The following is a 907-nucleotide window of genomic DNA, read 5'->3' on the forward strand; positions in this document are numbered from 1 at the left end:
ATAAGGCAATATTTTTAACATGTGGGAGTGCCGCCTCTGGTGAGTCTGCCCCTGAACAGTAGAGCCACATATAACACTTTTTATCTTCTTTGAGCACGTTGAGCGGCGTTTCATCTGCCTGCACCACGACTTGTTTGAGTAAGTACAGTTTTAAGGCTTCATAAAGAGGGGTGAACTTCTCACTGACTTGGATAACCCACCTTGCCATAGTTGTGCGCGATAACTCGATACCCGATTGGCTAAACAGTGATTCTTGGCGATAAAGTGGCATCGCATATCGGTATTTACCAAGGATAATATTGGCCAGCAAGCTTTCTGTGGCGAAGCTCTTAGGAATAATGCTCACCGGTGCCGGTTTTTGAATGATGTGGCAGTTGTCTTTCGTTTTTTCGCACTCGCGACAAGCATACTTAGGACGAACATATTCTAGCACTTTGAGTACCGCTGGCGTGAACTCCAGCTTTTCGCTGCGGTCTTCACCGATTTTATGCAGGCTATGCTGACAACATGGGCATTCTTTTTCATCATCGTCTAAATCGAGTTCGATAATCTCTCGAGGTAGCGTTTTCGGTAGTGGTTTGCGTTTACCACGTTTTTTAGTCGTTGTGGTCGTTGTCGTTATTTCAACTTCTTCTTCCGCCGCCGCTTCACATTCCACTTCGTTGAAGAGATCGCCTTGAGCATCATCGTAAGGTTTTAATGCTTCTGAGCGTTTGGCGAACTGACGGTCGAAGGCAAGCTTGAGTTGTTCAAGCAACGATTGGCGTTCTTGTTTCCACTCACTTTTCTCAGATATCAGTGTTTTTACCATCGCTTGTAGCTCGGCAATATTTTGACTTTCTGGGTTGATATCTGGCGTCTTTTTCATGATATTTATTATACTAAATATCATGCCATTAATGCTTGG

General features: G+C 44.3%; 1 protein-coding gene. It reads right to left on the reverse strand.

The genetic code is table 11. The annotated features are described in order from the left end of the window. Positions 1-868, reverse strand: an 868-nt coding sequence (gene tnpC / locus HC723_RS16920) for an IS66 family transposase (RefSeq protein ID WP_190339923.1), incomplete at its 3' end; no start/stop codon positions are given. Positions 869-907: the final 39 nt, after the last annotated feature.

The sequence above is a fragment of the Vibrio sp. S11_S32 genome (assembly GCF_014694465.1).
Taxonomy (GTDB): domain Bacteria; phylum Pseudomonadota; class Gammaproteobacteria; order Enterobacterales; family Vibrionaceae; genus Vibrio; species Vibrio algicola.